Below are 24862 nucleotides of genomic sequence, written 5' to 3' on the forward strand. Positions count from 1 at the left end.
TGATTACTAACACGCGCGAGATGCTTCGACTGCGCTCAGCATGACGTTCTCTTTGCTCATAGGTACCTAAAGTCATGTCCCAAGCCACCATCCTCGATACCATCGTCACCCACAAGCGCCAGGAAATTGCCAGCCGCCGCGAGCTGGTGCCCACTAAGCTGCTCGAAACCAGCCTGTATTTCAACTCGCAGCCACTGTCGCTGCGCAAGTACCTGTTGCGCGAAGGCGGCAGCGGGCTCATTGCCGAGTTCAAGCGCAAGTCGCCTTCCAAGGGCTGGATTAACCAATATGCGCCCGTCGAGCGCACCACGCTGGGCTACATGCAGGCCGGCGCGGCGGCGCTGTCCGTCCTCACCGATACCGAGTTTTTCGGCGGTAAAAACGAGGACCTGACCACGGCGCGGCGCTTCAATTTCTGCCCCATCCTGCGCAAAGATTTTGTGGTGGACGAATACCAGATTCTTGAAGCCAAAAGCATCGGGGCCGACGCCGTGCTGCTGATAGCGGCCGTGCTCACTCCCCAGGAAATTGATTCGCTGGGCCGCCTGGCCCGCTCGTTGGGCTTGGAAGTGCTGCTCGAAGTGCACGACGGCGAAGAACTGGCTCGCTCCATCAACGCCGACGCCGTGAACCTCATCGGCGTGAATAACCGCAACCTGCACGACTTCAGCCTCAGCCTCGATACCTCGATGGCGCTGGCCGAAGCCATTCCGAACGAGTTTGTGAAGGTGTCAGAAAGCGGGATTTCCACGGCCGCCGCCATTGGGCAGCTGCGCGAAGTGGGCTTCCGCGGCTTCCTGCTGGGCGAGGCTTTTATGCGCCACGCCCGGCCCGAGCGCGCCTGCGCCGCGCTGGTGCAGGAAATCGCCGCCCTGCCGAAAATCGAGTCGGTAGTAGCCTAGTTGCCGGCCATGAAAACGCCCCGCCCCGATATTTCTGCTTTAGCCGCTGCCGCTGGTGTGCCCGGTGCGAAAGCTGCTGCCGCGGCTCCCGAGGCCCCGGCGCGGCTGCTGGTGAAAGTGTGCGGCATGCGCGACGAGGCCGCCCTGGCCGGCGTGGCCGCGCTGGGGCCGGATTTTCTGGGCTTCATCTTCGCGCCGAAATCGCCGCGCTTTGTAGGCGAGGTGCTTGCTCCCGAGCTGGTGCGCGCCCTGCCGCCGACTATCTGGAAAGTGGGCGTGTTCGTGAACGAAACCACCGCCAACATCCTCGCAGCGGCCCAGCGCTTCGGCTTAGCCGCCGTGCAGCTGCACGGCCAGGAGTCGCCCGCGCAGTGCGAGGAGCTGAACGAAGCCGGCCTGCTGGTACTGAAAGCGTTTTCGGTAGGGGAGGCAGTTGATTTCGATGCCCTGCTGCCCTACGTGCCGTTTTGCGACTACTTTTTGTTTGATACCAAAGGCGCCGCGCCCGGCGGCAACGGGGCCGTTTTCAACTGGAATTTGTTGCAGTCTTACAACCTGCCTGTGCCCTATTTCCTGGCCGGCGGGCTGGGGCTGGAACACGCCGCCGAGCTGGCGGCCCTGCGCCTGCCTGGCCTGGCCGGCGTCGATTTGAACAGCGGTTTCGAAACTGCGCCGGGCATGAAAGATGCCAATCGCCTGGCCCAAATGCTCACTCAACTGCGCTCCGGCGCACCAACTTTATGACTGCTACGACCTCTTACCAACAGCCCACAGAACGCGGCTACTACGGCCAGTTTGGCGGCGCGTTCGTGCCCGAAATGCTCTATCCCAACGTGGAGGAGTTGCGCACGCAGTACCTGGACATCATGGCCGAGCCCGAGTTTCAGGCCGAGCTGAAGCAGTTGCTGCGCGACTACGTGGGCCGGCCCACGCCGCTGTTCGAGGCCAAGCGCCTGTCGGAGAAATACGGCACCCGCATTTTCTTCAAGCGCGAAGACCTGTGCCACACCGGCGCCCACAAAATCAACAACACCGTGGGCCAGATTCTGCTGGCCAAGCGGCTGGGCAAAACGCGCATCATCGCCGAAACCGGCGCCGGGCAGCACGGCGTGGCCACCGCCACCGTGTGCGCCCTCATGGGCCTGCCCTGCGTGGTATACATGGGCGCCGTCGACATTGAGCGCCAGGCCCCCAACGTGGCCCGCATGCGCCTGCTCGGGGCCGAAGTGCGCCGCGCCGAAAGCGGCAGCCAGACCCTGAAAGACGCCACCAACGAGGCCATCCGCGACTGGATTGCCAACCCCGTCGATACGCACTACATCATCGGCTCGGTGGTGGGCCCGCACCCGTACCCCGATTTGGTGGCCCGCCTGCAGGCCATCATAAGCGAGGAGATGCGCGCCCAGCTGCTGGAAAAAACCGGCACCGAGCTGCCTGATTTCGTGGTGGCCTGCGTGGGTGGCGGCTCCAACGCGGCCGGTGCGTTCTACCATTTCCTCGACGAGCCGAGCGTGCGCCTGATTGCGGTGGAAGCCGCCGGGCACGGCATCCACTCGGGGCACTCGGCCGCTACGTCGGTGCTGGGCACGCCGGGCATCATTCACGGCAGCAAAACCCTGCTGATGCAGGACGAGCACGGCCAGATTACCGAGCCCTACTCGCTGAGCGCGGGCCTCGACTACCCCGGCATCGGGCCGCTGCACGCGCACCTGGGCGAGGTGGGCCGCTCCGAGTTCATCGCCATCACCGACGACGACGCCCTGGCCGCCGTGGCCGAGTGCAGCCGCATGGAAGGCATCATCCCGGCCCTCGAAACGGCCCACGCCCTGGCCGCCCTCGGCCAGCTCGGCGCCGGCCCCGACGATGTGGTGGTGGTGAACCTCTCCGGCCGTGGCGACAAAGACCTGGAAACCTACCTCAAGAACATGGACAAGCTGGTGTAGCCTGCGGCTTCCCGATACCTAATTATATATGGACCGCATCAAACACGCCTTCGCGAGCAAAACCAACCTGCTCAATACCTACTTCACCGCCGGCTACCCCAGCCTGCACGACACCATTCCGCTGGCCAAAGCCTTGGTCGACGCCGGGGCCGACATTCTCGAAATCGGTATGCCCTTTTCCGACCCGCTGGCCGATGGCCCGGTCATTCAGGGCAGCAGCTCGGTGGCGCTGGCCAACGGCATGAACCTGCCCGTGCTGTTCGAGCAGCTCAAGGGCCTGCGCGCCGCCGTGCCCGAAACGCCGGTGCTGCTCATGGGCTACCTTAACCCGGTGATGCAGTTTGGGGTCGAAGAATTCTGCCGCCAGGCCGCTGAAGTGGGCGTCGATGGCCTCATCCTGCCCGACCTGCCGCTGGCCGAGTACGAAGAGTTCTATCAGGAAACCTTCAAGAAGTACGGCCTGAAAGCCGTCTTCCTCATCACCCCGCAAACCTCGGAGGAGCGCATCCGCCACCTCGACCGCCTCTCCGAAGCCTTCCTCTACCTCGTTTCGGGCCCCGGCACCACCGGCGGCACCACCCTGCCCGATGCCGTGGCGCAGCAGCAATACTTCGAGCGCATTGCCGCCCTCAAGCTGCGCAACCCGCGCCTCATCGGCTTCGGCATCGGCGACAAAGCCGGTTTCGAGCGCGCCTGCGAGCACGCCGAGGGGGCCATCATCGGCTCGGCCCTCATCCGCGCCCTGGAAGATGCCACCGACGCCCCGGCCGAAGCGGCGCGCTTCGTGCGCGGCATCAAGCCGGCGTAACCTCACCCCCTGACCCCCTCTCCAAAAAAGAGGGGGCACCGGCTCTGCGCTGGTGTTCGCATTTCTAATAAATTCTTACAAGCGTCGTCCACCTGAGACCGGTGCCCCCTCTTTTTTGGAGAGGGGGTCAGGGGGTGAGGTTGGCGCCAGAACGACCCCATGATAATTCAACTCGAAAAAAATGCCTCGGTGTCCACCATCACCGAGCACCTGAAGCAGCAGGGCTACAAAGCCACTGAAGTCACGACCCAGCACGCTCACTACCTGGTGGCCATTGGCAAGAAGGAATTCGACATCCGCACCATCGGCCAGCTGCCGGGCGTGCGCGACGTGCATCGCGTGAGCGACGACTACAAGCTCGTGAGCCGCAAGTGGCGCGTGAAGCCCACCGTGCTCGACCTCGGAGACGGCGTGACCATCGGCGAGGGCGCGCTGGCGCTGTGCGCCGGCCCCTGCAGCATCGAGAGCGAGGCCCAGATGGAAAAGGTGATGGACCACCTCGTAGCCAACGGCGTGCGCCTGATGCGCGGCGGCGTGTTCAAGCCCCGCTCGTCGCCCTACGCCTTCCGCGGGCTGGGGCTGGAGGGGCTGCGCGATTTCCACCGCATGGCCCGGGCCCGCGGCCTCAAAATCGTGACCGAGGTAATGCAGGTGTCGCAGGTGGAGGAAATGCACGACTTCGTGGACGTATTCCAGGTTGGCGCGCGCAACACCCAGAACTTCAACCTGCTCGATGCCCTGGGCGGCGTCGATAAGCCGGTGCTGCTGAAGCGCGGCATCTCGGGCTCGATTGAGGAGCTGCTGTCCTCGGCCGAATACGTGTTTTCGGGCGGCAACGAGAAGTTGATTCTCTGCGAGCGCGGTATCCGCACCTTCGAAACGGCCAGCCGCAATACCCTGGATTTGAACGCAGTGCCCATCCTGAAAGCCAAGAGTCACCTGCCCGTGATTGTGGACCCTTCGCACGGCATCGGCATCCGCGAGTACGTGCCCACGATGGCGCTGGCCGGCGTAATGGCCGGGGCCGACGGCATCGTGTACGAAACCCACGAAACGCCCGAAACTGCTGCTTCGGACGGGGCGCAGACGCTGGATTTCGACGAATCGGCCCGCCTGATTCGCAACCTGCGTCGCGTGTACGCGCTGCGCCAGGAGCTGGAATAACCAAAAATTAATGTGGGGAAATGCTTGCATTTCCAGAATCGGTTCCTAAATTCGTCTCACTCATGCGCCACCAATTCGTCAATTGCATTAATACCCTAATGACCGCCCCCAAACAGGGCGGGTACGGGCTGCGATTGGCGCTACCGGAAGACGAGGCATGAAACCCGATTTTCTCTAGAAACCTTCAAAAGCCCGAATCCGCCAGGATATCGGGCTTTTTTTTCGCCTAACAGTCTCGCCTGTTACCACTGCTTACCCTAATCGTTTAGCTATGTTTACCAACCCGAATGCCGCCACCGCCAGCCAAGACCAGCTCATCTGGAAAATGCTGTTTGACCGCCAGACCGCCTTGTTGCACCGTCGCGCCGTGCCGGTGTTTTGGGACAACTTGGCCCGGCTGGGCTACCGGCGGGAAATCATCCCCGATATCCGGGAGCTGAGCGCCACGGTGTTTGAGGAAACCGGCTGGCAGCTGGCCCCGGTGGGCCGCCCGTTTGAGCCGGCTGCGTTTTTCGCCCTGCTGGCCGAGCGCAAGTTTCCGGTGGTGACGCGCATCCGGCCGATGTACGCCTTCGACTTCAGCCCCGAGCCGGACTTGTTCCACGACTTGTTCGGGCACGTGCCCATGCTGCTCGAGGAGGGCTTGGCCAACTTCCTGCACGAGCTCGGGCAGGCCTACGTGGCCCAGCCCGAGGGCTCGCCGGCCCGCGAGCAGCTGTGGGCGCTCTACTTCTTCACGGCCGAGTTTGGCATGGTGCAGCACGACGGGCGGCCCATGCTCTACGGGGCGGGCCTGCTGTCGTCGGCCGGCGAAATCCACCATTGCGTGAACGAGCTGACGCCGCGCCCGGCCTTCGACCTGGCCACCGTGCTGCGCACGCCCGTCACCGGTGCCCGCTACCAGAACCAGTACTTCATGCTGCCCGCCTGGGAGCAGCTCTCCGAGTGCGTGGAGGAGCTGGCTGGCATTCTGGCCACGGGCCGCTAGGCTGCCGGCCGGTACTGACCGGCAATGCCGCCCCGGTTCAGCTAGCGTTGCGCCGGGGCGGCATCGGCTTATTTGCGCTTGGTAATGGCCGCCGTAGCCAAATCCAAGGGCCTGTGTACTAGCTTCGCGGCATGCTGTTTCAATTTGGGTCGCATAGCGGGTTGCTGCTGCCTTTTGTGTTGTGGGGGCTGGTGCTGGCGGGGCATTTGCTGCTGAAGGCCCTGCGCGTTGGTGCCTTGCCCGATGGGCTGCTGGCCCTGCTGCTCCTGCTAAACGTGCTGCCCGTGGCGCAGTGGATGCTGGGCTACGCCGGCTGGTACGACAGCCACGACGGCTACTCCACCGCCATGTTCTACGTGCCCTGGCAGCCCTGGGTGCTGTGGGGGCCGGCGTTTTACCTGTACTTCCGCAGCCTCACCAACCAGGAGTTTACGTTACGCAGGCACTGGCGGCACTTGTTGCCGGGACTGATACTTGTGGGGCTCTACGCCGCAGCGGCCCTTTACGATTTGGTCTGGAGCCGCGCACTGCACGGGCAGGCATTGCCTTACCACTACGGCACCAAGGGCGCAGCCGTCAACTTTCTCGACTTTCTGGGTGCGCCCGCCAACTGGCTGGGCTACGGGCTGATGCTGGGCTACGGGCTGGCCACGCTGCGGCTCTTCCGCCGCTACCGCCGCTACCTCGACGACAACTTCTCCGATACGGCCCGGCTGCGGTTTCGGGGGTTGCGCGATTTGCTGGTGGTAGCCCTGTTGGGCCTGGTGCTGTGGCTAAGCTTCGAAGTAGTGAACCGGGCCATTGGCCCGCTGGATTACGGCGGCTACTGGTACGCCTACTTCGCCAACGGCGCCCTCATCTATTACTTAAGCATCGTGGGCTTGCAGGCGAATTTTGCCGCCGTCACGCCCCTCCGCTTCGAGCCCGAAATCGAAGATTCAGCCGCTATGCCCCAGGTTATCACGCCAGAGGTGCCCACTTTGGAGCCACGCCTGGGTGAGGCCTCGAGTAGCCCCAACTCGTATCTGGATGCCGCCCGCCCGGTAGCCCTCGCCCCCGAAGCTTCGGTGGTGGCACCTGTAGCGTCGGATGCTGCTCTGCCCGGCCCGCCACCGGCGGCCTTGGCCCCCGAGCTGCACCCGTGGCGCGACAAGCTGCTGGCCCTGATGACCGACGAGCAGCCTTGGCTGGAACCGGAGCTGACCCTGGCCGAGCTGGCCCACCGCCTCCGCACCAATACTTCCCTGCTCTCGCACGTCATCAACACCGGCTGCGGGCAGAATTTCAACGACTTTGTGAACAGCTACCGCGTGGCCGAGGCCGAGCGCAAGCTGCAAGACCCACGCCTGGCGCATTACTCGCTGGTAGGCATTGCGTTAGAGTCGGGCTTCAACTCGAAATCCACGTTCAACCGCGTGTTCAAGAAGCTGACGGGGCGCACGCCGGGAGAAGTTGCGCGTCCCAAATCGTAAGCCGGTAGGGCCCAAGCCATAAGTTGAAGCGCGGGCCGCCTGGTGAAGAAAGACCTTTGGGTGTCAATTCACTAACCGCACTTCTCATGAAAAAGCTGTTTAGACTGCTGGCAGGCCAACGAGCCGGGCTGGTGGGTTTCGTTGCCATTGGGCTGCTGCCGCTGCTGGCCCTCGCGGGCACCATTCACTCGCACCTGCTCATTGAGGCGGGCAAGCAATTCATTCTGGGCGGTGGGCAGCCCGGCGCTTTTCGCGTGTCGGCGCACAACGTGGGGCCGGTACCCGTCGAGATTCGGGAGCGGCCGCGGGGCGGCGGCATTTTTGGCAAAACCACGCTGGTTCCGGGGCAGCGCGGCGTGCTCCGGTTTGCCGAGGGCTCCACGGCCGTGCTGCTCAACCCCAGTTCCAAGCAAGCCGTGCTCGACCTCACCGTTACGGGCGATACCAAGCAGCTGGCCATGACCTACGAGCCGGTTTCCGCCACGGGGGCAGCGGTGAAATAGCCCCGGCAATGCGCCGTTAGTACCCCCAGCCCAGGCGGCGGTACACAAAATGCAGCAGCCACAGCGGCCCAATGAGCAGAAACTGCAGGTCCTTGAGGAAGCTGGGTTTCTTGCCTTCCACCTTGTGGCCCCAAAACTGGCCTACCCACGCCAATGCGAAGATGATGAGGCAGATGCCCCACAGCGGCAGCAACGCCGCGCCTGCCACCACGCGCAGGGCCAGCGCCATGGCCACCCATACCAGCACCATGCCCAGGGCCAGGCGCCCGCTCAGCCGCACGTAATACACGAGGGCCAGCGCCATCACCAGCGTGCCCCAGTTCAGCCAGGGGCTGATTTGCTGCACGGCGGCCGGCACCGGCACCGACCACAGCAGGCCGAGGAGTGAGAACATAATCAGCGGCACGCACACCCAGTGCACCAACTTGTTGGTGGGGTTCTGATGGCTTTCGCCGTATTCGGAGAGGAGGGAAGCAAGCGGGGCCATGATGGTGGGAATTTGCGTAGCGGAGTGTGTACCAAAGTAGCAAAAAAAGCGCCTTCCCATGTGGGAAGGCGCTTGTAGCACGGGGTAGAGGCGCGAAGTGTCGCGTTTTTACGGCAGGGCTAAACCCTTACGCTTTCGACTTGAAGCGGCCGCGCAGGTAGGCCAGCGCGTGGGCGTGGGCTTTGGCGGCGTCGTCTTTCTTGTATTTGGGGTTCGACGGGTTGGCGAAGGCGTGGTCGGCGTCGTAGCTTTCGATGGTGACGCTTTTGCCGGCGGACGTCATGTCCTTTTTAAACTGGGCCACCACCTCGGGATTAATCCACTTGTCCTGACTGGCGAAGATGCCCAGCACGTCGGAATTCAGGGTTTTGAGCTTGGCCACGTCCTTCTCGGGCATGCCGTAATACATCACGCAGCCCACCGTCTGCTTGCCGCCGAGCAGGGCTTCCTGCAGGCTCCAGCCGCCGCCGAAGCACCAGCCGATGCTGGCAAATTGCGCCTTGGGACCGGCGTAGGCCTGCGCCCCTTTGAGGATGGCCACGGCGCGCTCGGTTTTCACCTCGCCCATGTACTTGCCGGCATCTTCGGGGGTGGTGGCAATTTTGCCATCGTAAAGGTCGACGGCGATGACGTTGACGTCGGGCATCTCGGCGGCGAAGGTGGCGGCTTCCTTCTTGATGTAGTCGTTCAGGCCCCACCATTCGTGAATCACGAACAGGTACTTGTTGCTGGCCTTGGCGCTCTTGATTTCGAAGCCCTTGCCGGTGCTGCCATCGGGGGTTTTGAAAGTGATTTCTTTGCCCGTGCCCTCGTACACGAAGGGCAGGGGCGCGTCGTGGCCGCCCGAAAAATCTTTGTTGGTGGCCAGCATGGCAAAAGCCTCGGTGGCCGAAGCCGAGAGGTTGGCGGCCGGGCGGGCGCAGCAGCTGGCCATCTGTTGGGCCGAAGCCGAGAACGAGAGGCTGAGCAGGGCCGCGCCCAGCGTGAGTAGCTTTTTAGTGAACATTGGGTTGGGTAAGAATGAAAGCAAATGAGCAAGCGCAACAGCTAATCCGGCAAAACTTCCCGCGCAAGGTGGCGAAGTTTTGGCAGCTCGCGCGCCGCCCGGCTCTGCAGCGCCGCCGACGTGCTGGTGCTCAAGGCGTTTTCGACGGCCAATACCACTTCGGCAGCCAACTCGGGGTAGGGGCCGGCCAGCCGGGCAGCCGCCGTGAGGGCGTAGGCCCGAATGGCCACCGGTTCGCGCGGTGCCCGCAGCAACCTCAGGCACGTGTCGAAAGCCAGGGCTTGCCATTCCTCGGGCACGGGCACAACTTGCAGCACCCGCACCACCGCCCGCCGCACGGCCGGGTGTTGGTCGGGGCTGGGTTGGGCAGCGGCCAGCAGGCCGGGCAAATGCGGCACCAGCCACTTCGGCCGGCGCTCGCCCACCCAGCCCAGTACATCGGCGGCCAGCTGGCGCTCCCGCTCCGCGCCGTACCAGAACAGTTGCAGCAGCTCAGCCAAGGCGGTAGGGTGGGCACTGGCGTAGTCGGCCAGCCGTTGGGTCTGGCGCGCCGAGTGTTCCCGCAGCAGCTCGGTTCGGAGGTTCATTGCCGAAATGTAGCACGTACGTCGGCTTGTGCCCGAATGGTCATTCGGACGGGCACAAGCCGACGTACGTGCTACATCATGCCCGTTTTGACCGCCGCGCCCAGCTCCGTGAGCAGCGCAAATAGGCCCACGTAGGTGCGGTTCAGGTAGATGAAGTGTTCGGAGCCGCGGGGCTCGCGCTGCTTGCGCAGTTCGGGGTCAGCCATGAGGTCGTCGCCGAGGGCGTAAAGGGCGGCCATGTAGGCCGGGTCACCGAAATCGAAAGTGGGCTGACGGAAGGGGCGGCCCACCAGCTCTAGTGATACCTGCAGGGTGCGCAAGTAAAGGGCGCGCATGGCCGGGGCATCGGTGGGGCGCAGCACGCCGGCGTGGGTGAGCAGCTCGGCCAGGCGGGCTTCGTCGGCAATGGTTTCGGGGGCCAGCAGGGCAGTGAACAGCTGGTACACGTCCTGCGGCACGTCCTTCACGCAGCCGAAATCGAGCACGCCGAGGGTGCCGCCGTGGTCGGCGCGCATGAGGAAGTTGCCGGGGTGCGGGTCGGCGTGCAGGCGATGCAGGGTGTTGAACTGGAACTGGTAGAAGTCCCACAGCGCCTGGCCGATTTGGTTGCGCACTTCCTGGCTGGGGTTGGTGGCCAGAAATTCTTTCAGGTGCTGGCCGGGCAGCCAGTCCATGGTGAGAATGCGGGCCGTAGAAAACTCGGGGTAGTAGGCCGGAAACTCCAAATGCTGCAGCCCCTGGCACTCGGCCGCGATTTCCTGGCCGCGCCGCAGTTCCAGCTTATAATCGGTTTCCTCCAGCAGCCGGGTCTCGACCTCCTCCAGATAAGGCCGCACCTGCGCTTCGTTCAGCCCCATGATGCGCAGGGCAATGGGCTTCACCAGGCGGATATCCGACTTGATGCTGTCGGCCACGCCGGGGTATTGCACCTTCACGGCCAGGGCTTTGCCGTCTTTGCGCGCCAAATGCACCTGCCCGATGCTAGCCGCCTGCCGGGCCTCGGGCTCGAACTCGTCGAAGAGCTGAAACGGCGACTTGCCGAAGGCATCCCGGAACGCCTTCACCACCAACGGGCCCGAGAGGGGCGGCGTCGAGTATTGGGCCTGGGCAAACTGCTCGGCGTAAGCCGTGGGCAGCATGTTCTTCTCCATGGCCAGCATTTGGGCCACTTTCAGCACCGAGCCTTTCATCTCGCTCAGCGTGCCGTAGAGCTCGGCGGCGTTGGCGGCGTGCAGGTCTTCGGTGGTCGACTCCGCACCCACGGCCTTTTTGGCGTAGTGCTTAATGTAGTTGGTGCCGACGTTGAAGCCGGTTTTGGCAAAGCGGGCGGCGCGGGCCACCTTGGTGGTCGGCAGGGAGGTTTGGGGTTCGTCCATAAATCAGTGAACAGTGAACAACGAACAGGTAGTCAGAATTTCATTGAACGGCACTGTTCATTGCTCACTGTTCACTGTTCATTGCAGCGTTAGCGTCTTACCAGAAACCGCACGAAATCCACGGCCGAATCCAACGTGTTGCGGCCCACGAGGTCGAAGCTCAGCGTCACGGCTTTTTCCACGGCCGCGTCGGTGCGCTCGAAGTTCACCGTGTCGTCCTTGGCGAAGTAGCCCAGCACAAAAAGCGCCTGCTGCCAAAAGAAGCGCGGGTAGCCGTCCTGCACCAACGGGCGGTTGGCAATTTCGCCGCTCACGCGCCCGGCGCTGAGCAGGTCGCTCACGAAATATTCAAAGTCCTGCCGGAAGTCATCGAGCACGCGTGGCGAGAGCGCCGGGATGCGGTGCAGCGAGCGGCGCAGGCTCATCAGGGCGTAGGAGCGGTTGTTTTTGAGAATTTCGAGCAGCGTGTAATAAAACGCCAGCAGCTTCTCGCGGCTGCCGTAGCCCTCCCACACCGGCTCGGCCGCGGCCGTTTCGCGCGCCTGCCGCCCAAAATCAGCCCAGATTTCGCGGTCAATGGCCTCGAAGTTGGGGTAATGCTGGTAGAACTCGGCTTCGGCCACGCCCAACTGCTGGGTGAGCTTGAACACCGATTGCGGCGGGTGGCCTTCGTTGAGCACGAAGTCGAGATAGGCTTGTTTGATGCGGTCCTTTTCCATGGCAGTACAACCGGTTGAGTAGGCGGGAGGTTCTGATTGCAGAGTCCATGCTACGACGCGGCATTGCGCGCCGCCCGAATGGCCTCCACGGCTCGCTCGCGTCCAAACTTGTGGTCCACAATCGGTTTGGGATACTTCGCCGTGCCCACTTCTGGCACCCATTTTTTGATGTATTTCATCTGGGGGTCGACCTGCGCCTGCTGGCTTTCGGGGCTGTACACCCGGAACCACGGGGCCGAGATAGCGCCGGTGCCGGCCATCCACTGCCAGTTGCCCACGTTGTTGGCCATGTCGTAGTCGAGGAGCTTGTCGGCGAAATACCGCTCGCCCCACCGCCAGTCGATGAATAAGTGCTTCACCAGAAAGCCGGCCACGGTCATGCGCACGCGGTTGGGCAGGTAGCCGGTTTCGTTGAGCTGGCGCATGCCGGCGTCCACCAGCGGGTAGCCGGTGCGGCCCTCGCACCAGGCCCGAAACTCGTCTTCGTTGTTGCGGTAGGGAATGTCCCGCATCTTGGGGTCGTAGCTCTCGGTGGCGGTGTTGGGGAAGTGCCAGAGCAGCATCATGAAGAAATCGCGCCAGATGATTTCGGCCAGTAGCTTCGGGTTTAGCTCTTTGGCCTGCTTCACCACCTCGCGCACGCTCAGCGTGCCGAAGCGCAGGTTCAGCGACTCGCGCGTGCTGCCGTGCTCATCGGCGGGCGTGTCGCGCGTTTTGTGGTAGTTGCGCACTAGGTTTTCGGCCGGCAGCTTCACCGGCGGGAAATACTGCTCCTTGCGCTCAAACCCCATGCTTTTAAGCGTGGGCCGGCTGCCCGCCTTCTCCTTGGAAATGTGGTGCAGGTTGGCTTTTTTGAACGCCTTTTTAGAGTCGTGCGGCTCCAGCAACTCGTCGGTCAGCTTGGCGGTGTAGGCCTTTAGGTACGCGCCGAACACCTTGGGCACAGTGCCCGATTTGGTCATGATTTCATCCTTGGCGAAGATGACCTGGTCCTTGTATGCGTGAAGCTCGGCGCCGTGCTTCTTCAGCATCTTGGCCACGGCCGTGTCGCGCTCGGTGGCGTAGGGCTCGTAGTCCTCGTTGGTGTGCACGGCGGCCACGTCGAAATCTTTCACCAACTGCTCCAGCACTTCTAGCGGCCGGCCGTAGCGCGCCAGAAAGGTGCCGCCGGCAGCCTCGGTTTCGTGCGCCAGCTTCTCTACTTCATCGTAAATGAAGGTGAGGCGGGCATCGGCCTTGTTGGGCAGGTGGTCGAGAATGTCGCGGTCGTAAATAAACAGCGGCAACACCGGCAGGCCGCTGGCCAGCGCGGCCGCCAGGCCCACATTGTCGTGAATGCGCAGGTCGCGCCGGTGCCAGAGAAGGCAGACTTTCATGTTGGTAAGTTGGGTTATCTATGCAAAGCAGAACGTCACGCAGAACGCAGCGAAGCATCTTGCCCGCCATAGTAAATTGATTACTTACGATGGGCAAGATGCTTCGCTGCGCTCTGCATGACGTTTTTCTACCTATTTCAGTTTTCCCATGCCGCCATCCACGGCCAGCACCTGGCCGGTCACGAACGAGCTGTGGTCGGAAAGCAGGAAGGAGGCGGTGTAGGCCAGGTCTTCGGGCTGGCCGATGCGCTGCAGCGGGTGGCGCTTGCCGCCGGCCTCCACTTTTTCGGGCGAGTTGAGCAGGGCGGCGGCCAGGGGCGTGTTGGTGAGCGAGGGCGCGATGCAGTTCACGCGCACGCCACTGGCGGCGTACTCGGCAGCCAGGGCGCGGGTCAGGCCTTCCACGGCGGCTTTGGCCGTGGCAATGCTGGCGTGGAAACTCATGCCCGTATCGGCCGCCACGGTGCTGAACAGCACGATGGAAGCGGTGCCCTCGGCTTTTTTCAGGCGTTTGATGGTGGCCTGGATGACGCGCACGGCGCCCAGCACGTTCAGGTCGAAATCGGCCTGGAAATCATCGGTCGGGATGCGCTCAAACGGCCGCAGCTTGATGCTGCCGGGGAAATAAGCCACGCCGTGCAGCACGTCGGGCAGGGCATCGAAGGCGGTGCCCACGGGCTGGGTGGCGTCGTAGGCTATGTGGGTGGTGCCCAGCTCGGCTAGCTCCGGCGACAGGTGGCGCGAGGCCGTAAATAAGTTGACGTGGAGGGAGCTCAGAAGCCGGGCCGTGGCCAGGCCAATGCCCGACGAGGCGCCGATGAGCAGAATGTTTTTGTCGGTAAAATCCATGCGGGAAAGCTTAGCTGTGCGAATGCCTTGCTAACCCTGTATCAGGGCGAAAGTTTCGGCGGAAAGGCTGCCAAATGAAAATGCAAACGTTTGCCGAAGATTCTCTTATAGCGAAATTTCGCTGGAAAAAATGGGGAAACGCAGGTTGGTAGCAGCCTTTGGCGTAGTTTCGCCGTAAGCGCGTTTATCCCACTACTCGCATATGAACATAACTAAACTCCTGGTCGCCAATCGCGGCGAAATTGCCATTCGCGTCATGCGCGCCGCCACCGAGCTCAACATCCCCACGGTGGCCGTGTACACCTATGAGGACCGGTACTCGCTGCACCGCTACAAAGCCGACGAGGCCTACCAGATAGGCCGCGACGACGAGCCCCTGAAGCCTTATCTCGACATCGAGAGCATCCTGCGGGTGGCCAAGGAAAACGGGGCCAACGCCATTCACCCCGGCTACGGCTTCCTGTCCGAAAACGCCACGCTCTCGCGCCGCTGCGCCGAGGAAGGCATCATTTTCGTGGGCCCGCGCCCCGAGGTGATGGAAGCCCTCGGCGACAAGGTGCGCGCCAAGGAAGTGGCCCAGCAGTGCCAGGTGCCCCAAATCGAGAGCAGCGAGGCCGAGCTGGTCGACTTCGCCACCGCCAAAACCGAGGCCAACCGCATCGGCTACCCCGTGATGCTGAAGGCGGCGGCCGGCGGCGGCGGGCGCGGCATGCGCGTCATCCGCGACGACGAGCAGCTGGAGAAGGGCTTTTTTGAAGCCCGCAACGAGGCCCTGAACGCCTTCGGCGACGACACCGTGTTTCTGGAGAAGTTCGTGGAGAAGCCCAAGCACATCGAAGTGCAGCTGGTGGGCGACCACCACGGCAACCTGGTGCACCTCTACGAGCGCGACTGCTCGGTGCAGCGCCGCTTTCAGAAAGTGGTGGAAGTGGCCCCGGCCATGAACCTGCCCGACCACCAGCGCCACCTCTTGTACGAGTACGCCCTGCGCATCGGGCGGGCCGTGGGCTACGACAACGTGGGCACCGTGGAATTCCTGGTGAACCCCGAGCACGACCGCATCTACTTCATTGAGGTGAACCCGCGCATCCAGGTAGAGCACACCGTGACCGAGATGATTACGGGCATCGACCTTATCAAAACCCAGATTTTCATCGCGGCCGATTACAAGCTCAGCGACCCCGAAATTGGCCTCGGGCCCGACGTGAAGCCCTTGCGCGCCGGTTTTGCCATGCAATGCCGCGTGACCACCGAAAACCCCGAAAACGACTTCAAGCCCGACTACGGCACCATTGTGGCCTACCGGCAGGCGGGCGGCTTCGGCATTCGCCTCGACGAGGGCTCGGTGTATCAGGGCGTGGTGGTGTCGCCGTTTTTCGACTCAATGCTCGTGAAGGTGTCGGCCCACGCCTCAACGCTGCACGCCGCGGCCCAGAAAATGCTGCGCGCACTCGACGAATTCCGCGTGCGCGGCGTGCAAACCAACATTCAATTCCTCAAGAATATCGTCGGCAACGAGGAGTTTCAGACCGGTCACGCCACCGTCGACTTCATCAAAGACCACCCCGAGCTGTTCAAGTTCGAAACCCGGCGCGACCGCGCCACCCGCCTGCTGGGCTTCATCGGCGAGACGGTGGTGAACGGCAACCCCGACGTGAAAAACCTGCTCGACCCGCGCGCCAACCCGCGCCGGCCGCACATCCCGCACTCGGGCCACGAGGCGCCCGCGCCCGGCACCAAGCAGAAGCTGCACGAGTTGGGCCCCGAAGGCTTTGCCCAATGGCTGCGCGACGAGCCGCTGGTGCACTACACCGACACCACCCTGCGCGACGCCCACCAGAGCCTGCTGGCCACCCGCATGCGCACCTGGGACATGCTGAAAGTGGCCGGCGCCTACGCCAAAATGCACCCCCAGACCTTCAGCCTCGAGGTGTGGGGCGGTGCCACCTTCGACGTGGCCCTGCGCTTCCTGCACGAAGACCCCTGGGAGCGCCTGGCCAGGCTCCGCGAAGCCATTCCGAACATTCTGCTCCAAATGCTCATTCGCGGGGCCAATGGCGTGGGCTACAAGGCTTACCCGGACAATCTGACCGAGCGGTTTGTGCAGCAGGCGGCCGAAACCGGCGTCGACATCTTCCGCATTTTCGACTCGCTGAACTGGATGAAGGGCATGGAAGCCTGCATTGGCTTTGTGCGCAACAAAACCGACCGGCTGGCCGAAGCCAGCATCTGCTACACCGGCGACATTCTGGACCCCAAGCGCACCAAATACACCCTCGACTACTACCTCCGGCTGGCCAAGCAGCTCGAAGACGCCGGCGCCCACATTCTCTGCATCAAGGACATGGCGGGCCTGCTGAAGCCCTACGCCGCCACCGAGCTCATTCAGGGCCTGCGCGATACGGTGAAGCTGCCCATCCACCTGCACACGCACGATACGTCGTCGCTGCAGCCCGCCACCTACGCCAAGGCCGTGGAGGCTGGCGTCAACGTCATCGACGTGGCCATTGGCTCGCTGTCGGGGCTCACCTCGCAGCCCAACTTCAACTCGGTGGTGGAAATGTTTCGGGGCACGCCGCGCCACCGCGAGTTCGACCAGCCCTCGCTCAACGAGTTCAGCAACTACTGGGAGGCCGTGCGCGAGATGTATTACCCCTTTGAATCGGGCCTGAAAGCGGGTACGTCGGAGGTATTTCAGCACGAGATTCCGGGCGGGCAATACTCCAACCTGCGCCCGCAGGCGGCCTCGCTGGGCCTTATTGATAAGTTTGAGGAAGTGAAGCAGCGCTTTGCCGACGTGAACCAGATGTTCGGCGACATCGTGAAGGTGACGCCGAGCAGCAAGGTGGTCGGCGACATGGCCCTGTTCATGGTGTCGAACAACCTCACGCCCCAGGACGTGATGGAACGCGGGGAGGGGCTGAACTTCCCCGAGTCGGTGCGCGAGCTGTTTCGCGGCGACATCGGCCAGCCCGAAGGCGGCTGGCCCCAGGAGCTGCAGAAGCTCATTCTGAAGAACGAAACGCCCTTCACCGACCGGCCCAACGAGCACCTCGCGCCCATCGACTTCGACCAAGAGTGGACAGCTTTTCAGGAGAAATTCCCCGGCGCCAAGTTCACCGATTTGCTGTCGTCGCTGCTCTATCCCAGGGTGTTTGAGGAATACTGGGCGCACCGCCAGAAGTTCGGCAACGTGAGCAAGGTGCCCACGTCGGTGTTCTTCTACGGCCTGAAGCCGGGCGAGGAAACCATCATCGAAATCGCCCGGGGCAAGTCTGTCATCGTGCGCCTGGAGTCGGTGGGCACGCTGAACGAGGAAGGCTGCCGCACCATCTTCTTCACCCTCAACGGCCAGACCCGCAACCTGCAGGTGCGCGACCAGTCGGTGGCCGTTACCAAAATCAGCAACGCCAAGGCCGACAAGGCCAACCCGCGCCAGCTGGGCGCCCCGCTCCAAGGCATGCTGAGCAAAGTGCTGGTGAAGCCCGGCCAGACGGCCACCAAAAACACGCCGCTCTTCGTCATCGAGGCCATGAAGATGGAAACCACCATCACCGCCCCGCAGGACCTGACCGTGGCCGACATAGTTTTGCACGAAGGCACCCGCGTGGCTGCCGACGACTTGGTGCTGACCCTTAACTAACCCGATGAACAAAATTCTTTTGCTGGGCTGCATGCTGGCTGCCTTGCCCGCCGCCGCGCAGAAAAAAGCCGCCAAACCCGCCGCCAAACCGGTTGCCAAAGCCGTTGCCGTTTCCGGCGCCACCGTGACGCGTGTGGTACAAACCCTGGCCGCCGACGACATGCAGGGCCGCGGCACGGGCCAGCCCGGGGGCCAGCGCGCCGCCGATTTTCTGGCCGGAGAGTTTAAGCGCATCGGCCTGAAGCCGTTGGCGGGCCAGGCGGGCTTTGAGCAGAAGCTCACCGTGTACCAGAGCCAGACCGGCCCGGTAGGGGCCTTCATCAACGGGCAAGCCCTGGCGCCCGCGCAGGTGGTGGCCGTTTCTGGCCAGCCCGCCATCAACTGGTCGAGCGAAGATGCGCAGCCGCCCACAGTGGCCGTCATTGGCGCCGAGCCCGTGGAGCGCCGCAAGCTGTTTGGCTACCTCAACCCCACGGCCAACACGCTGGTGTTTGTCGATACGGCCCAGACCAAGGCCTTCCGCCAGCTGCAGGGCTACCTGGGCCGGGGCACCACTAGCGCCGAGCCGCCCAAGCCCTTCGCCACGGTATTTGTGCTGGGCGCCCGCCCGGCCACGCTCACCTACCGCATCAGTGCCAACGCCGTGGTGGTGCCCGTGGAGCTGCGCAACATTGTGGGCCAGCTGCCCGGCCGCGACCCCAAGCGCGCCAAGGAAAACGTGGTGTTTTCGGGCCACTACGACCACCTGGGCATTCTCAAGCCCACGGCTGCCGGCGACTCCATTGCCAACGGCGCCGACGACGACGCCAGCGGTACGACGGCCGTGGTGGCCCTGGCCGAATACTTTAAGAAGCGCAACGACAATGCCCGCCCGCTCATCTTCGTGGCCTTCGCCGCCGAGGAAGTGGGCGGTTTTGGCTCGCAGTTCTTCTCCCGTCAGCTCGACCCCGCGCAGGTAACGGCCATGTTCAACATCGAGATGATTGGCAAGGAAGCCAAATTCGGCCCCAATACGGCCTTCATCACGGGCTACGAGAGGTCTGATTTCGGCAAGCTGCTGCAAGCCAACCTGACGGGCAGCAAGTTCCGCTTCGAGCCCGACCCGTACCCCGAGCAAAACCTGTTTTATCGGTCCGATAATGCCACCCTGGCCCGCCTAGGCGTGCCGGCCCACACCATCAGCACCGACCAGATTCCGACCGACGGCCTTTATCACTCCGTCGACGATGAAGTGGAAACCCTCGACCTCACCAACATGACGGCCGTCATTCAGGCCATTGCCCAGAGCGCCAGCGGCATCGTGGCCGGCAAGCAAACGCCCAGCCGCATTCCCCCGCTGACGGACGACCGGAACTAGGCAATGGGCGACTGGTGAATGAGTTAGTTCGACATCAATTTAGCCATTCGCCCATTCGCCTATTTCAGATATACGGCTTCCAGCCGGGCCACAGCTGCACCGCTGGCATCCAGCACCCGCAGGGTGTCGCCGCTGATTTCGTAGCTGTTGGCCTTGGCCAGGGCCCCGGTGAAGGCGTTTTCGGTATCGATGGCCGGGCAGCTCATGCGCGTGCTCATCAGCGGGCTGAACTTCAGCTCACTCTCGTTTTCGCTGAAGAAGCTGCCCCGGAAGCGGTTGCAGCTGCCGTTGCCTTCGGCCGTACCGTCGGCGCGGAGCGTGAGGTAAGGCTCGCGGGTGTTGGCGGGCACCGAAATGGGCTTGCCGGCCACTTGCCGCAGCACCCAGTGGGTTTCGCGGAGCGGGGCGTTGGGAGTAGTGGGGGCAGCTGGGGCAGTTGCCGCAGTTTCCTGGGCAGGGCGGGTATTGCAGCCAGTGGCCAGCAGGGCCAGAATCAGAACGGAAGAACGCATAGCAGAACGCAACTAAAGGAAGGCCTTTCCAAACGCGAAAAGCCTGCGTGATTACGCAGGCTTTTGCTGAATGTTGGCGCCGCTAAGGATGAGCTTGCGTTAGTTGCCCACTTTGAACGTGAGGCCGGCGCCTACCGTGGTGGTGCCGGCCGCCGTGCCGCCCAGCACCTGCCCGGCCGTTACGTCGAGGCGCATGGCGGGCACGGGGCGAATGTACAGGCCCGCCGTGGTGCCCATGTTGAGCCCGCTACGGCCGTAGCCGAATGCTTCCACAAAAAAGCCGGCTTTCTGGCTCAGCGGCCCGTTGAGAGCCAGCGAGCCGAGGAACTGGCCTTTGCTGATATCGGCTGTCGTGATGCCGGGCTGGCTGAAGCCAAAGTTGCCTTCCAGGCCAAACCGCTCGCCGAGTTGCTCGCTCACCAGCAGGCGGCCGGTGGGGGCCCAGGTGGTGGCCTTGAGGGCCGCGCTGCCCGTGCCCGGCACGGCCGATTCTACCATGATGGCGACCTGGGTGCGAGTGTCGTAGTTAGGCGAAATCATGAGCTTGGTGCCGATGACCGTGGGCGCGTAGCCCCGGGCCTCCACCAAGCCGGCCTCGGTGGTCATGGTGGGGCCATTATGGCGGTAGCCCTGCGTCACGCGCAGCTCCATGCTATTGAAAAAACCGATGCGCAGCGTGGCCGCGCTCAAGCTCTGGGCCAGGCTGCTGCCGCCAAACTGCCGCTGGAAGCCCGTTTCGAGCTGAAAGCGGCCGGGCTGCAGTACCTGGGCCGTGATGGTTTGGCCGGGACGGTCGGCGCGAATGTTCCGCACAAAGGGGGCATCCACATTGGGGTTGTTTTCCTCGGCGGTGTTTTGGGCCAGGGTGAGGCCGGGGCTGCCCAGCAGGGCGGCGGCGGCCAGCAGAGTGGTCTTTCGCATGTTCTCCAGACCCGCCCCGCTACGGCATGGTTCATTCAGGGTTGCGTTTTCTGGAAATTTATTTGAAAAGTTCTACTTAGATTTCATATTGTGCCACTCATTGGCCATAAAATTATTTTCTGCGTACAATTGCGCTGCTTATGAAAAAGTCCTTTGTCCTCGGCTTACTGGCCCTTGCTGCTGCTGTTCCGGTACACGTACACGCCCAGCAAACTCTCCCGCTATACACTGGCACCATTCCCGATTCCAAGCCCAGCGCGGTGCAGGAAACCAGCCTCACGCTGGCCAACGGCGGGGTGCGCATTTCCAACGTGGTGCAGCCCAACCTCACGGTTTTTGTGCCGCCGGCGGGCACGGCCAATGGCACGGCCGTGGTCATTTGCCCCGGCGGCGGCTACGCCCGCCTGTCCATCGACAGCGAAGGCTACGACGTGGCCAAGCGCCTCAACGAAATGGGCGTCACGGCCTTCGTGCTCAAGTACCGCCTGCCGAACGACCAAAGCCAGCCCGACAAATCCATCGCGCCCTTGCTCGATGCCCAACAGGCCCTGCGCCTGGTGCGCCAGCAGGCGGCCAAATACAGCCTCAACCCCGAGCGCATCGGCCTGATGGGCTTTTCGGCCGGGGGACACTTGGCGGCGTGGGCGGGCACGCAGTTTGCAAAACCGGTGGGCGACAAGCCCAGTCCCGAGTCGGTGCGGCCGGCGTTTCTGGTGCTGATGTACCCCGTCATCAGCTTCAGCGACACGCTCAAACACGGCGGCTCACGGGATAACCTGCTGGGCAAAACGCCCACGCCGGAACAAATTCGCCGGTATTCCAACGAGTTGCAGGTATCGGCCCAAACGCCGCCCACCTTCCTGGTGCACGCCCAGGACGACAAAACCGTGCCCGTCAACAACAGCATCGTGTTCTACCAGGCTTGCCTGCGCCACGGCGTGCCCGCCGAGCTGCACCTCTACCCCAAAGGCGGCCACGGCTTCGGCCTCAACAACAAAACCACCAAAGACCTCTGGACCGACCGCCTGCGCAACTGGATGGACGCCAACGGCTGGCTGAATAAGTAGGAGGCGTTGCTACAAACCAGCCAGCACCTGCTGAATCTCGCCGAAGGAGGGCCGGGCGGCCACGTGAGGCTGCTGGCATTGCTGCTCGAGCCGCTGGAGACTTGATGCCTGCGGGGAGCCCTCCGCTTCGGGGCAATGCGCCAGCAATTCCTGCAGCAGGCAGCCAAAGGCTCGTACTTCCAGCCGTTGCAGGGCAGGGGTGGCCTCGCCCTCAGGTGCGAAGAAGCTGGCCGCGCCAAAGTCGCCCAGCAGCGCATTGCCGTCGGCGGTCGTCAGCACGTTGTGGGCGTACAAATCGCCGTGCAGAATGCCCTGCGCGTGCAAATGACCGGCCGCAGCGGCAATACCCTGCGCAATGCAAAGGGCCGTTTTTAGGGTGAAATGGGTGCCGGGGGCGTACACGTCGCGGGTGCAGGTGCGCAGGCTGGGCGGCCCGGCCAGGTTGCCGAACGACTCGTCGATGAGTTCCAGAACCAAGCCCTCGGCGCCCGACGGATGCCCGTTCACTTTGCCTTCCACGGCAATCAGGTTGGGGTGGGCGCCAGCCTGTAGGCAGGCCAGCATCTCGCAATGGGGCAGCCCGTCGCTGGTCACGGCTCCTTTAAAGAGCTTTACGGCCACTTCCGCATCGTCGGAATTCGCCCGCCGCCACAGCGCCCGATAGATGACGCCCGAAGCGCCTTCGCCCAACTGCTGTTCCACGGTCAGTTGCTGCCAGTCAATCGGGCCGACGGTTTGCTGCGCGTCGGCTTGCTTTTCGGCAGTGGCCGACAGCGGGTTCCCCGCGTAGGCCAGCCAGGCGAGGCGGGGCAGGGCCAGCAGCCACGGCGGCAATGCGGTTAGGTGGTTGGCGGCCAGGCGCAGCAGCTCCAGCTTGGTGCACCGGGCCAGCGTTTCGGGCAGCTGGGAGAGGCGGTTGCCGGCCAGCATCAGCTTCTGCAGCTGCGCGCAGTTGCCAATTTCCTCGGGCAAGGCTTCCAGCTGGTTGTCGGTGAGGATGAGCCAGCGCAGCTTGGGCGGCAGCGCGGCACCGGGCAGCGTGCGTATCTGGTTGGCTTTAAAGCCCACCATGTGCAGTTCGGCGCACTGGCCCAGCACGGCGGGTACTTCGGTGAAGCGGTTGTCGGAGCAGAATAATACCTGCAGGTGGCGCAGGCGGCCCAGGTCGTTGGGAAGCGAGGACAGCGCGTTGCCGGTCAGGTTGAGAACTTCGAGGGTATCAGCGAGGTCAAATATCTCGCGGGGAAATTCGGTGAGGCCGGCGGCCAAATCAAGCCGCTTGTGGCCGTGGAGCTGCCCGGCGCGCAGCTGTTCGAGGGTATGCATGGGGGCAAAGGTCGGCGTAGCGCGGACTTTTAGTCCGCGAGGGGGTAGCAGTCTTCGCGGCCCGATTCACTCGCGGACTAAATGTCCGCGCTACAGTACCCTAATAACTCTCCTTGCGGAAACCCCAGGCGCGCAGCTCGGCCTCGAACGTGTCCGGGTAGTTGGCCTTCAGCGCGTACACCACGGCTTGCAGCACCTTGCGCAGCTCCAGCTTGGCGGTGTCTTTCTGGCTCACGGACTTGCTCACTTTGCTGGCCAGGCCATCGGTTTTGCTCAGCAGGTCCTGGTATTCAACGAAGCGGGTTTGCCAGAAGGACGTGCCGAAGTCGCGCTTGGCGAAGGGAGCCGCGGCCACGGCGGGGAACAGCAGCTCGCGCAGGGCCTTGAGGCGCTCGTTGCGGTCTGCGCTCAGGGCGAAGCCGCCGCTTTTGCGCGTTATCAGCCCGAAGCCGGGCAGGCGGGCATCGGTGCGGGCTTTGTCGTAGCCGCTGTCTTCGTTGATGTATTTTTTCAGAATGCGCAGGCCCTCATCGAACTGGTCGTCGAGCTCCTGCAGGCGCTGGCTTTGCGGGGTGCGGGCCGCGGCGGCCCCGCGCTTCTCGGCGATGGCGGCGCCGAAATCGGTGGCCAGCTGGGCGAAGTCGGCCTGCGTTTTCCAGCGCAGCACAAACCAGGTTTCCTTGCCCCAGGCCTCGGCCACGAGCCGCGCTACTTCGGCCAGCGGGCCGTCTTTTTTGGGGATGAGGAGTTTGGGGTTCACCGCCGCGTCGGCGGCAGGCACGGGGGTGGAAGCCCCGGCCGAAGCGGGCGTGGTAGAGTGGTCTGCCATGAGGTAAGAGGGTAAAAATGAGGGATGAAAGACACCGTAAGACTGTGGCCGGGCTAAGGTGAGCAGAAATTCTCAGGAGACAAAATTTCCCGCCACCGCGCCGGATTCGGCGCGCAGCCAGCCGCCCCGTCGCTCAACGGGCTTCGGCGGGCGGGGCCACCGGCCGTCGCGGCCCTCGGGGGCCTCCGGCGGGGGCCGCCATGGCCCGTCGCGGCGCTCAACGGCCCTTGTCACCCCGTGCCGGGTGCTCCCGAGTGTCTCGACGGCTCCCAACTCAAGGCGACAAGGGCCGTCGAGAAGTTTCCCAGGCCGGGTGGCGCCCCGCTTATCTTCGCCGCACGCGTAGGTAGTCCCCGGCCAGCGGTTGCCCCTAAAAAGGCGAACCCCCGGCGTGTAGGAAACACCGAGGGTTTTGAAACGGGGTTCTAGGACAACCCTTCCTTCAACTCAAATGAAGCAGCGAATCAAGCTGCCGAGGACAGCGCGAAAAAGCTACTTCGCAAGTTCGGTTCGCCGCTCTTGCTGGATTTCTTAAAAGGTGTGGCAAAAGGCTTGGGCCTGCTGCTCATCTCGCAATTACTCCGGTAGCTTTGGTAAGGAGTTGGGCCGAGTGCCCGGGGCCTTATTTTTCCGGGTATGACAAATCTACACGCAGAGGCGGCGAAAAGTTGCTGACTGCCGGATGTCATCTACCTTAGTACACAGTTCTCTGCTAACAAAATCCCCATCATGGTCACTCTAGATTACCGCATTCTCCGAACGGCGTTGGGTTATAGCTTTCTTGGTGGGGTGTTCTTATTAATGGCTTATGCCACTGGGCCGGTTTTACATTACTTGGGAGGGTATGTAATTCTATTGTCTTACATAACCATCATCTGGTTGTTAATAGCCAATATGAATAAAAAGCGCATTGCTTTGGGACTTGCTAAACGCGCACTATTGGTTGTAAGCGTTTTGATGGGAATGACTGTGATTTATGCGCTTACATTGTCGTTTGCGCGTTTACAACTCGGCTATTTTTAATAGA

Annotated in this window: 23 protein-coding genes; 12 read left to right on the plus strand and 11 right to left on the minus strand. The window is 63.1% G+C overall.

Translation table 11 applies throughout. The features are described 5' to 3' along the window. Positions 1–74: 74 nt before the first annotated feature. The 8 genes from trpC to IC234_RS11375 all read left to right on the plus strand — a co-directional run bounded on the left by trpC (position 75) and on the right by IC234_RS11375 (position 7780). Positions 75–902, plus strand: coding sequence for an indole-3-glycerol phosphate synthase TrpC (gene trpC / locus IC234_RS11340; RefSeq protein WP_190924558.1), 828 nt, complete (start codon positions 75–77; stop codon positions 900–902). Positions 903–911: 9 nt separating this feature from the next. Then, positions 912–1646, plus strand: a complete 735-nt coding sequence (locus tag IC234_RS11345) for a phosphoribosylanthranilate isomerase (protein ID WP_190924560.1) — start codon at positions 912–914, stop codon at positions 1644–1646. Then, positions 1643–2845 (plus strand): tryptophan synthase subunit beta, encoded by a 1203-nt coding sequence (gene trpB / locus IC234_RS11350; RefSeq protein ID WP_190924562.1) that lies wholly within the window; start codon positions 1643–1645, stop codon positions 2843–2845. The genes IC234_RS11345 and trpB overlap by 4 nt, the downstream gene beginning before the upstream one ends. Before the next feature lie 28 nt (positions 2846–2873). After that, positions 2874–3653, plus strand: a complete 780-nt coding sequence (gene trpA, locus IC234_RS11355; protein ID WP_190924564.1) for a tryptophan synthase subunit alpha — start codon at positions 2874–2876, stop codon at positions 3651–3653. A gap of 159 nt (positions 3654–3812) precedes the next feature. Further along, positions 3813–4817 (plus strand): 3-deoxy-7-phosphoheptulonate synthase, encoded by a 1005-nt coding sequence (gene aroF / locus IC234_RS11360; RefSeq protein WP_190924566.1) that lies wholly within the window; start codon positions 3813–3815, stop codon positions 4815–4817. Between the two features lie 271 nt (positions 4818–5088). After that, positions 5089–5805 carry a phenylalanine-4-hydroxylase gene (locus tag IC234_RS11365; RefSeq protein ID WP_190924568.1) on the plus strand — a complete coding sequence of 239 codons (717 nt, stop codon included), beginning with the start codon at positions 5089–5091 and terminating at the stop codon, positions 5803–5805. A 131-nt stretch (positions 5806–5936) separates the two neighbouring features. Beyond that, positions 5937–7277 (plus strand): helix-turn-helix domain-containing protein, encoded by a 1341-nt coding sequence (locus IC234_RS11370; protein ID WP_190924570.1) that lies wholly within the window; start codon positions 5937–5939, stop codon positions 7275–7277. 86 nt (positions 7278–7363) lie between these two features. Further along, a complete protein-coding gene (locus IC234_RS11375) occupies positions 7364–7780 on the plus strand; it encodes a hypothetical protein (protein ID WP_190924572.1) in 417 nt (138 codons plus the stop codon). Positions 7781–7796: 16 nt separating this feature from the next. On the opposite strand, the gene IC234_RS11380 is transcribed toward IC234_RS11375, so the two are convergent. The 7 genes from IC234_RS11380 to IC234_RS11410 all read right to left on the minus strand — a co-directional run bounded on the left by IC234_RS11380 (position 7797) and on the right by IC234_RS11410 (position 14180). Beyond that, complete coding sequence (locus IC234_RS11380; protein ID WP_190924575.1) at positions 7797–8267, minus strand: Mpo1 family 2-hydroxy fatty acid dioxygenase; 471 nt, start codon at positions 8265–8267, stop codon at positions 7797–7799. Positions 8268–8394: 127 nt separating this feature from the next. Further along, entirely contained in the window at positions 8395–9273 is an 879-nt protein-coding gene (locus IC234_RS11385) for a dienelactone hydrolase family protein (protein WP_190924577.1), read from the minus strand. Positions 9274–9314: 41 nt separating this feature from the next. Beyond that, positions 9315–9860 carry a hypothetical protein gene (locus IC234_RS11390; RefSeq protein WP_190924579.1) on the minus strand — a complete coding sequence of 182 codons (546 nt, stop codon included), beginning with the start codon at positions 9858–9860 and terminating at the stop codon, positions 9315–9317. Positions 9861–9931: 71 nt separating this feature from the next. Beyond that, a complete protein-coding gene (locus IC234_RS11395) occupies positions 9932–11236 on the minus strand; it encodes an ABC1 kinase family protein (RefSeq protein ID WP_190924581.1) in 1305 nt (434 codons plus the stop codon). Between the two features lie 89 nt (positions 11237–11325). After that, a complete protein-coding gene (locus tag IC234_RS11400; protein WP_190924583.1) occupies positions 11326–11955 on the minus strand; it encodes a TetR/AcrR family transcriptional regulator in 630 nt (209 codons plus the stop codon). 50 nt (positions 11956–12005) lie between these two features. Further along, the gene (locus IC234_RS11405; RefSeq protein ID WP_190924585.1) at positions 12006–13331 is read right to left on the minus strand and encodes a cryptochrome/photolyase family protein; all 1326 of its coding nucleotides are present in this window, start codon (positions 13329–13331) and stop codon (positions 12006–12008) included. 132 nt (positions 13332–13463) lie between these two features. Next, positions 13464–14180 (minus strand): SDR family NAD(P)-dependent oxidoreductase, encoded by a 717-nt coding sequence (locus IC234_RS11410; RefSeq protein ID WP_190924587.1) that lies wholly within the window; start codon positions 14178–14180, stop codon positions 13464–13466. Positions 14181–14382: 202 nt separating this feature from the next. On the opposite strand from IC234_RS11410, the gene IC234_RS11415 reads away from it, so the two are divergent. Both IC234_RS11415 and IC234_RS11420 read left to right on the plus strand, forming a co-directional pair. Further along, entirely contained in the window at positions 14383–17823 is a 3441-nt protein-coding gene (locus IC234_RS11415) for a pyruvate carboxylase (protein ID WP_190924589.1), read from the plus strand. 4 nt (positions 17824–17827) lie between these two features. Beyond that, complete coding sequence (locus tag IC234_RS11420; RefSeq protein ID WP_190924591.1) at positions 17828–19180, plus strand: M20/M25/M40 family metallo-hydrolase; 1353 nt, start codon at positions 17828–17830, stop codon at positions 19178–19180. Between the two features lie 59 nt (positions 19181–19239). Here the strand turns inward: IC234_RS11420 and IC234_RS11425 are convergent, their stop codons facing one another. Together IC234_RS11425 and IC234_RS11430 are read right to left on the minus strand one after the other, a co-directional pair. Continuing rightward, positions 19240–19692, minus strand: coding sequence for an META domain-containing protein (locus IC234_RS11425; protein WP_190924593.1), 453 nt, complete (start codon positions 19690–19692; stop codon positions 19240–19242). A gap of 99 nt (positions 19693–19791) precedes the next feature. Further along, positions 19792–20613 carry a transporter gene (locus IC234_RS11430; protein WP_190924595.1) on the minus strand — a complete coding sequence of 274 codons (822 nt, stop codon included), beginning with the start codon at positions 20611–20613 and terminating at the stop codon, positions 19792–19794. Between the two features lie 140 nt (positions 20614–20753). Here IC234_RS11430 and IC234_RS11435 point away from each other — a divergent pair, with 140 nt between their 5' ends. Then, on the plus strand, positions 20754–21680 hold the full coding sequence (locus IC234_RS11435) for an alpha/beta hydrolase (protein ID WP_190924597.1): 927 nt from the start codon (positions 20754–20756) through the stop codon (positions 21678–21680). Positions 21681–21689: 9 nt separating this feature from the next. Here IC234_RS11435 and IC234_RS11440 read toward each other — a convergent pair whose 3' ends face one another. After that, complete coding sequence (locus IC234_RS11440) at positions 21690–23006, minus strand: leucine-rich repeat-containing protein kinase family protein (protein WP_190924599.1); 1317 nt, start codon at positions 23004–23006, stop codon at positions 21690–21692. Between the two features lie 100 nt (positions 23007–23106). Further along, positions 23107–23835 carry a hypothetical protein gene (locus tag IC234_RS11445; protein WP_190924601.1) on the minus strand — a complete coding sequence of 243 codons (729 nt, stop codon included), beginning with the start codon at positions 23833–23835 and terminating at the stop codon, positions 23107–23109. 729 nt (positions 23836–24564) lie between these two features. Between IC234_RS11445 and IC234_RS11450 the strand changes: the two genes are divergently transcribed. Then, positions 24565–24858 carry a hypothetical protein gene (locus IC234_RS11450; RefSeq protein WP_190924603.1) on the plus strand — a complete coding sequence of 98 codons (294 nt, stop codon included), beginning with the start codon at positions 24565–24567 and terminating at the stop codon, positions 24856–24858. Positions 24859–24862 lie beyond the last annotated feature (4 nt).

Origin of the sequence: Hymenobacter armeniacus, from assembly GCF_014699055.1 — a bacterium.
GTDB classification, from domain to species: domain Bacteria; phylum Bacteroidota; class Bacteroidia; order Cytophagales; family Hymenobacteraceae; genus Hymenobacter; species Hymenobacter armeniacus.